5 protein-coding genes and 1 pseudogene are annotated in these 8565 nt (G+C 60.9%); 4 read left to right on the top strand and 2 right to left on the bottom strand.

From position 1 onward, the window contains the following. Positions 1 to 187: 187 nt before the first annotated feature. Positions 188 to 922, bottom strand: a complete 735-nt coding sequence (locus HT737_RS24915) for a thioesterase II family protein (RefSeq protein WP_080963238.1) — start codon at positions 920 to 922, stop codon at positions 188 to 190. A gap of 132 nt (positions 923 to 1054) precedes the next feature. On the opposite strand from HT737_RS24915, the gene HT737_RS24910 reads away from it, so the two are divergent. Beyond that, on the top strand, positions 1055 to 2188 hold the full coding sequence (locus HT737_RS24910; RefSeq protein ID WP_182404194.1) for a cupin-like domain-containing protein: 1134 nt from the start codon (positions 1055 to 1057) through the stop codon (positions 2186 to 2188). A 183-nt stretch (positions 2189 to 2371) separates the two neighbouring features. Here the strand turns inward: HT737_RS24910 and HT737_RS24905 are convergent. Next, a pseudogene (locus HT737_RS24905) lies at positions 2372 to 3545 on the bottom strand (MFS transporter). Positions 3546 to 4015: 470 nt separating this feature from the next. On the opposite strand from HT737_RS24905, the gene HT737_RS24900 reads away from it, so the two are divergent. From HT737_RS24900 to HT737_RS24890, 3 genes are all read left to right on the top strand, one after another. After that, complete coding sequence (locus HT737_RS24900) at positions 4016 to 5428, top strand: family 2 encapsulin nanocompartment cargo protein terpene cyclase (protein ID WP_306287261.1); 1413 nt, start codon at positions 4016 to 4018, stop codon at positions 5426 to 5428. Between the two features lie 87 nt (positions 5429 to 5515). Continuing rightward, a complete protein-coding gene (locus HT737_RS24895) occupies positions 5516 to 6316 on the top strand; it encodes a glucose 1-dehydrogenase (RefSeq protein ID WP_182404193.1) in 801 nt (266 codons plus the stop codon). Then, a complete protein-coding gene (locus HT737_RS24890) occupies positions 6309 to 8135 on the top strand; it encodes a glycoside hydrolase family 15 protein (RefSeq protein WP_182404192.1) in 1827 nt (608 codons plus the stop codon). The genes HT737_RS24895 and HT737_RS24890 overlap by 8 nt, the downstream gene beginning before the upstream one ends. Positions 8136 to 8565: the final 430 nt, after the last annotated feature.

Below are 8565 nucleotides of genomic sequence, written 5' to 3'. Positions count from 1 at the left end.
CGAATGCAGACCGGAAAAATTAGCGAATGAGAACAAGTGTCAGGCGGGAGGTAGTGCGGGGAATTTCAGATCTGCGAAATACCCTGTGGGAGCGAGCTTGCTCGCGAAAGCGGCATGTCTGCCAATACAGATGTTGACTGACATTGCGTCTTCGCGAGCAAGCTCGCTCCCACAGGTTCTACGGCGTTCAGGCGATTGCGGCCATGATATGCCGGCGATGATGTCCTTCCAGCTGATCCTTGATCACCTTCAGCACTTTGGCTTCATGCTCATGAATGAAAAAGTGCCCGCCGGCGAGCATGTCCACCGAAAAGCTGCCGCGGGTTTCCTTGCTCCAGCCGATCAGTTGCTCGGTGGTCGCGCGATCCGCCTTGCCGCCCAGCACATGCACCGGGCAGTTGAGCAACGGCCGTTGCAACGGTTCAAATTTGCCGCAGAGCAGGAAGTCGGCGCGCAGGATCGGCAGGGTCAGGCTCATCAGTTCGGCATTGGCCAGCACTTCTTCGCTGGTGCCGTTGAGTGTGCGCAATTGATCGATCAGCTCGGCGTCGGTTTTCGGCTCGGCGAAACCGCGATCGTAATCGGCGCGCATCGTCGGCGCCGCCGTGCCCGAGGCAAACAGCGCCACCGGTTCCGGACAGCCCAATGCGCGCAGCGCGTGAGCGATTTCGCAGGCCAGCAGCGCGCCCAGGCTATGGCCGAACACCGCATACGGCGCTTTGAGATTGGGTCGCAATTCCTTGGCCAGTTGCATCGCCAGCGCACGCATATCCGTGTGCAGCGGCTCGTCGAAACGCGCACCGCGCCCCGGCAGTTCCACCGGTTGCAGTTGCAGCCATTGCGGCAGTTTTGGCCGCCAGCGGCTATAGACCATGGCGCTGGCGCCGGAGTACGGCAGGCACAGCAGGGTCAGCTTGTTCACCCGGCTTTCCTCGAAAAATTTGTCTGTAAAGATAAACGGATTACGCCCCCGGCAAATTAGTCGCGCACCGGTAAATTGCGCCAACAGGCGCTCGTTAACTGTTCAGGCCAAAACCAATAACGAGGATTCACCGTGGACCTGCAGAGCATCCTGGGCAAGTTGTTCGCCAACGCCGGTGCCGTCGGCATCGAAGGCGTTTTCCAATTCGTGTTTGGCCCGCAGCAGGCCTACTGGTCGGAGGTCAAGGCCAGCAGTCGCACCGCGCCCGGACGCCATCCCAGCCCCGACGTGACCATTGAAGTCGCCGAGAGCGATTTTCTCGGGATCATGGGCGGCCGGGTCAATGTCGAAGAACTGTTCGCCAGCGGACGCCTGAAAATCGGCGGCAACATGGGCCTGGCGACGCTGCTGCCGCAGATCATCGAGCATGCGATGCACGGTGGAGCCGTGGCGCAAAAGGTCGACATGAACAAGCGCTACCCGACCCCGCCACGCTTCAGCGAACAACTCACCGCCGGGCTGCCGGTCCAGACCCGCGTCGAGCGCCATGCGCGCGATGAATTGTCGGTCAGCGAGTTCAAAAGCAAGTATTTGCCCAACGGCATCCCGGTGGTGATCAGCAATGCCCTGCAGGACTGGCCGCTGTTCAAGCTCAGTCGCGAGGAATCACTGGTGCATTTCGCCGAACTGCAGGGCATCACCCGCCACGGCGATTACGTGAAGAAGACCTTTTCCACCGAACGTGATTTCCGCTCGACGTCGATGGCCGAGTTCATTGCCTCACTCGACCAACCGGCAGTCAAAAGCGCCGACGGCGAACCACCGGCCTACATGGGCAACAACATCCTGCCGGCGCAATTACTGCAGCAGATCAAATACCCGCCCTACTTCGATGCCTCGCTGTTCATCCCGCCACGCATCTGGATCGGCCCCAAGGGCACGCTGACGCCGCTGCACCGCGACGACACCGATAATTTGTTCGCGCAGGTCTGGGGCCAGAAGCAGTTCACCCTCGCCGCCCCACATCACCGCGAAGCACTGGGCACCTGGTCGACCGCGCCAAAGGGTGGCCTGGACGGCTGCGACTTCAACCCCGACGCACCGGACTTTGAGCGCTTTCCTGCAGCACGCGATGTGACGTTCCTGCGCGTGACGCTGGAAGCCGGGGATCTGCTGTTTTTGCCGGAGGGCTGGTTCCATCAGGTGGAGTCGGTGTCAACGTCACTGTCGGTGAATTTCTGGGTGAATTCGGGACGGGGGTGGTGACCGACACCACCAAACGCCTGAAGGTATCGATAACTGTGGCGAGGGAGTTTGCTCCCGCTGGACTGCGAAGCGGTCCCAAGCTCTGAGTCTCAATGATTTCTGAAATCTGGCCGACTGGCTTGCGATTGCTGCGCAATCGAGCGGGAGCAAGCTCCCTCACCCCAACAGCTCATCAATGCCGGCTTATTTCAGGTGCCGATAGCTCTGAAACGCCGACGCCAACACCACCGCCCCCGCCACAATCGCCAGCCAGAAACCGCTACGCGCGCCAAACGCGTCCACCAACGCGCCGGAGCCGGCGGCGCCAATCGCCACGCCGATACTCAATCCGGTCACCAGCCAGGTCAGGCCTTCAGTCAGTTTGGCTGGCGGCACGATGCGCTCGATCAACGCCATCGCCACAATCAGCGTCGGCGAAAAGAACAATCCCGCGACAAACACTGCCAGCGACAAGCTGACAATATTGCTCGCCAGCAACAACGGCAGCGTGGTCACCGCCGTCGCCACGCCGCCGTACAGAAACAGCCTCGGCAACGGCAGTGTCGAACGCATCGCGCCGAAAGCGATACCCGCCAGACACGAACCGATGGCGTACACCGACAACACGATGCTCGCCGCCGCCGGCTGGCCCTGCTGCTGGGCGAAGGCGACGCTGACCACATCGACCACGCCAACGATGATGCCCATGGCGAGCATCAGCGCCAGCAGCCATTGCACGTCGGTCGAGCGAATGATCGAACCTTGCTGCTGTGATTCCTGCGGGTGCACCGCCGGCTCGGTGCTGCGCTGGGCGACAAACGCGGTCACCCCCGATTGCCAGCGCCAGCAGCGCGGCCAACGGCCCGGCCTCGGGAAACGCCACCACGCACAAGCCCACTGACAGTGGCGGGCCAACGATGAAACAAACCTCATCGAGTACCGATTCCAGCGCATAGGCGGTCTGCAATTGCGGCTGGCCACGATAGATCTCGGTCCAGCGTGCGCGCACCATCGCCGACATGCTCGGCATGCACCCGGCCAGCGCGGCGAAGATGAACAACGTCCAGGTCGGCGCCTGCAAACGCGTGCACAACAGCAACATCAACAGCGCCCCGCCACCGATCAACGCCGACAACGGCAGCACGTTGCCCTGGCCGTAACGATCCACCAGCCGCGACACCTGCGGCGCACAAAACGCCGTGGCCAGGGCAAACGTCGCCGCCACTGCACCGGCCAGTGCGTACCCGCCCTTGAGTTGCGAGAGCATGGTGATCACGCCGATGCCGGTCATGGAAATCGGCATGCGCGCGATCATCCCGGCCAGAACAAAGGCACGGGCGCCGGGGGCGGTGAATAATTCGCGGTAGGGGTTTGCCATGGGTTGCAGCCTCATCAGGGGCCGCCAAGTTGCCATAAAGGTTGATGAGCGTGGAAGCGGGGAATTGTTGGTGGAATGTGAAGGCGCGAAACTCGACACCTTGCGATTCCAGGCACTCTCCGAGGATCTCTCCCCAAGACCAATGGCATTGCCGCCGACGTCTGGAATCACATAACCAATAATCGAAAATCGCGCACACCTGTCAGGTTTTACAGGTGCCTTTGCATGCGATTGCAGTTCTCATGAGGCCTTGACTCAATGGCGTACCGCTCCTGAATGAACGGGCAACTGCTCTTGAGCCTATCCAGTAGCGCACGCGCCAAGGAGCCTTGCCATGGAAGAACAGCTTATTCTGGTATCGCCCAAGGATCGCCAGACCGGTGTAGCCTCAAAGATGGAAGTGCATCACCAGGGACTGCGCCATCGCGCATTTTTCGATTCTGCTCTTTGACTCACAAGGTCGGATGCTGATGCAGCAACGCGCGTTGGGCAAATATCATTCCGGCGGATTATGGACCAACACGTGCTGCGGGCATCCTCGCCCTGGCGAACGCACGGCCGCCGCAGCCCTGCGTCGACTGCAGGAGGAAATGGGCACGACGTGCAAACTGCAGAAAGTCGCCTCGATGATCTATTACGAGCAAATGTCCAATCAACTGATCGAGCATGAATTTGACCACGTGTTTGCCGGCCTCAGCCAGCTCGATCCGGTAGCCAATCCGGAGGAAGTCGAAAGTTGGGAGTGGCTGTCGCTGGAGGAGATCACCGAACGGATCGAACAGACACCCGAGCAGTTCACGATCTGGTTTCGCCGGATGTTCGAGCAGTTCGGGACAGGGGGTGTAAGGCAATGGTTCGAGGCCGCCCGCGATGCGTCAGCGGCACGATCAATGCCTGATGTTTTTGGGAAAAACGCAAGATCACCCTGGGCCGTCCCGCCGTTGTATTGTCCGGCGCCGTTCCGGATTGATACGGCGCTGGCCGAGGCTGTCGAAGATCGGCTTATGCCATGGATCAAGGAGGTCGGCATATTTGCGGGACAACTCGAAAAGGTCCGCGCCATGGGGTTCGGTCGCTTCGCCATGCTTTGCCATACCGACACTCACGATCCCGATCGCCTGCTGCTTTCGGCACAGTGCATCGCCGCCCTGTTTGCCGTGGATGATTACTACTGCGATGACGAGCGAACCGGCTCCGAACCGCGCCTGGTAGGGCCCCGACTTTCGCTGGCGCTGGCCGCACTGGAGCCGGCGCACCTGCCCTCTCGCTTTCGTTGCGGTCTTGATCAGGCGCTGAACAGTGACCCGGTACTGGTTGCGCTTCGCGCCTATATGGACCGCGTTCAGGCATTCGCATCTTCCGTACAAGTGGCCAGGGTACGCCACGAAATCATCGCCATGTTTGTCACCATGACTGCCGAAGCGGCCTGGCGTCTGGAAGGATTGACCCCACCCATCTGGGAATACCTCGCGCAACGCCAGACCAACAGTTTTCTACCCTGCATGTCATTGATCGACGTGATCGGCGGATACGAACTGCCAGCACACATTTATAGCGCCCCTGCCGTGCGGCGCGTGACCACGCTGGCCGCCAGCGCCACGATCGTCGCCAACGATCTGTATTCCGCACACAAGGAAAATCAGACCGCAATCGGCGATTTCAATCTGCCGCTGTTACTGGCTCGCGAACACAATTGCACGCCCCGACAAGCGATGATCAAGTGTGCGCACGTTCATGACGAAATCGTGCACCTGTATGAAGCGGCGGAACAAGCCGTGCTGCCGGATGCATCGCCGCTGCTGCAGCGTTTTCTGACCGGCATAAAAAGCTGGGTCTCCGGCAGTCTTGAATGGCACCGGCACAGTGGCCGCTATCACGTCTGAATGTGTCGATCTTTTCATGCATGCGGATGAACTCTCGCAGCTCGCCATGGGTCAGCTGACTGAGCCCTTAACCCAGGCATTTCGAGCATGCAGATTTCCCTCGCCCGCCAAGTAGCACTGGTCACCGGCGCCAGTTCCGGCATCGGCCATGCCGCCGCCAAAGCGCTGGCCGCTGCCGGCGCCGCCGTCGTGATCAATTACCACCGTCAGGCCGAACCTGCTCAAGCGCTGGCGCAGCAAATCATCGCCGACGGCGGTCAGGCACTGGCCATCTGCGCCGATATTTCCAAGGAAGATGAAGTCGAACGGCTGTTCGCCGAGACCCTCGAAGCCTTTGGTGCGCTGGACATTCTGGTGGCCAATTCCGGCCTGCAAAAGGATGCCGCGGCGGTGGACATGACTCTGGAAGACTGGAACACGGTGATCGGCGTCAACCTCACCGGGCAGTTTCTCTGCGCCCGTGCCGCGCTGCGGATTTTCAACCGTCAGGGCGTGCGTGAAGGCGTGTCCCGCGCCGCCGGCAAGATCATTCACATGAGTTCGGTGCATCAGCGCATTCCGTGGGCCGGGCATGTCAACTATGCGGCGTCCAAGGGCGGCGTCGATCAGTTGATGCAGACCCTCGCCCAGGAAGTCAGCCAGCAGCGCATTCGCATCAACGGCATCGCGCCGGGGGCGATTCGCACGGCGATCAATCAGCAAGCCACCGAAGGCGCCGCCGCTGACAAACTGCTGGAGCTGATTCCCTACGGGCGCATCGGCGACGTCGAGGACATCGCCAACGCGGTGGTGTTTCTCGCTTCCGACGCCGCCGACTACATCGTCGGCACCACCCTGTTCATCGACGGCGGCATGAGTCTTTATCCGGAGTTTCGCGGCAATGGCTGAGCATCATTCTGAACGACAAAGCCCGATTGACGCCCACGGCATCATCGGCGACCTGCGCAGTGCCGCGCTGGTCAACGACAAGGGCAGCGTGGATTTTTTCTGCTGGCCGGAATTCGACAGCCCGTCGATCTTCTGTTCGCTGCTCGATACCCCAGAAGCGGGGATTTTCCAGCTCGCCCCGGACTTGCCCGATGCGCGGCGCGAGCAAATCTATCTGCCGGACACCAACGTTCTGCAGACCCGCTGGCTCAGCGAACAGGCCGTTGTGGAAATCACCGACCTGCTGCCGATCGGCGACAGCGTCGATGATCTGCCGCTGCTGATGCGCCGGGTGCGCGTGGTCAGCGGTGAAGCGACGTTTCACATGCGCTGCGCGGTGCGCCATGACTACGCGCGCGCCAACACCCGGGCGCAGATGGATCAACAATCGGTGATTTTCAGCGCCGAGGGTCAGCCGTCGTTGCGGCTGCTGGCGGATCAGGCGTTGCGCATTGATGGCGAATCGGCCGTTGCCTCCTTTCGTTTGAAGCAGGATCAGCACGCCGAATTTGTCCTCGGTGGCGCCGACGATCCGCGCTTCAAGGATGACGGCGCGAAAATGTGCCTGGAGCGCACGCTGAAGTTCTGGCGCGACTGGATCGGCCAGTCCAACTACCGTGGGCGCTGGCGGGAGATGGTCAATCGTTCGGCCCTGGCGCTCAAGCTGCTGACCTCACGCAAGCACGGCGCGATTCTCGCCGCCGCCACGTTCGGCCTGCCGGAAACCCCCGGCGGCGAGCGCAACTGGGACTACCGCTACACCTGGATCCGCGACGCCTCGTTCACCGTCTACGCGTTCATGCGCCTGGGCTTTGTCGATGAGGCCAACGCCTACATGGGCTGGCTGCGCGGACGGGTCAGCGATTGCCATGGTCATTCAACCAAACTCAATATCCTGTATGCCATCGACGGTCGCCAGCAACTGCCGGAAACCGAACTCTCGCACCTCTGCGGCCATGGCGGCGCACAACCGGTGCGCATCGGCAATGGCGCGTACGATCAGATTCAACTCGACATCTTCGGCGAGCTGATGGACGCGGTGTACCTGGTCAACAAATACGGCGACGCGATTTCCCACCAAGGCTGGAAACACGTGCGCGAAGTGGTTGATCAGGTGTGTGAGACCTGGCAGACCACGGATGTCGGCATTTGGGAAATGCGCGGTGAGCAGCATCACTTCTTGCACTCGCGACTGATGTGCTGGGTGGCCCTGGACCGGGCGATACGGCTCGCTTCGAAGCGTTCGCTGCCGGCGCCGTTCGCCCAGTGGGATCAGACCCGCCAGGCGATCTACGCTGACATCTGGGACAACTTCTGGGACGAGGAGCGCGGGCATTTCGTCCAGTACAAGGGCGGTACCGCGCTCGACGGTTCGATGCTGCTGATGCCGCTGGTGCGCTTCGTCAGCGCCAAGGACCCGCGCTGGCTGTCGACCCTTGAAGCGATCGATAAGACGCTGGTGCGCGACGGCATGGTTTACCGCTACCGCAACGATGACGCCAACATTGACGGTTTGACCGGCACCGAAGGCGCCTTTGCCGCCTGCTCGTTCTGGTACGTCGAATGCCTGGCCCGGGCCGGTCAGGTGGAAAAGGCCCATCTGGAATTCGAGCAATTGCTGCGTTATGCGAACCCGCTGGGGTTATACGCCGAAGAGTTCGACAGCCATGGCCGGCATCTGGGCAACACCCCGCAGGCGCTGACGCATCTGGCGTTGATCAGTGCGGCGAGTTTTCTTGATCGGCGTTTGAGTGGGGAAAAGGGTGAGTGGCAGCCGTAATTTCGCCAGTATCTGTAGGAAATATGCCGCATCAGCACGCTTCGCTGGGCTAACCCCTACACAGAAATAAACAGATCAGATCTCCTGTGGTGAGGGGATTTATCCCCGATGGGCTGCGCAGCGGCCCCGCTCTTTGCCTGCTTATTTGTTCAGCAGTACCGCATTGCATGGCTTTGCGACTGCTGCGCAGTCGATCGGGGATAAATCCCCTCGCCACAGTTTGGGTAATTTGTTCCTGCTTCTTGTAAACAACACCCAGGCAAATCCCTCCCCCGCAACCTGCACTTACACCCTGAAATACCCTGTTGCCAGCTGTTACATCCACCCCTACCATCCACCGCAACGGGCACAGCGGAGCTGTCCAATAAAACCCCGAATTCAAGGAACCAGAATGACCCAGCACGTCCACCCGCCCCATCGCCACGCCCCT

Origin of the sequence: Pseudomonas sp. MD195_PC81_125, assembly GCF_014060985.1 — a bacterium.
GTDB lineage: Bacteria > Pseudomonadota > Gammaproteobacteria > Pseudomonadales > Pseudomonadaceae > Aquipseudomonas > Aquipseudomonas parakoreensis.
This window is presented reverse-complemented; position numbering and strand designations above follow the sequence as displayed.

Bases quoted from the DNA above. Each gene is read 5' to 3' on its own strand.
- HT737_RS24900 (WP_306287261.1), top strand. From the start codon at position 4,016: ATGCAGCAACGCGCGTTGGGCAAATATCATTCCGGCGGATTATGGACC.
- HT737_RS24895 (WP_182404193.1), top strand. From the start codon at position 5,516: ATGCAGATTTCCCTCGCCCGCCAAGTAGCACTGGTCACCGGCGCCAGT.
- HT737_RS24890 (WP_182404192.1), top strand. From the start codon at position 6,309: ATGGCTGAGCATCATTCTGAACGACAAAGCCCGATTGACGCCCACGGC.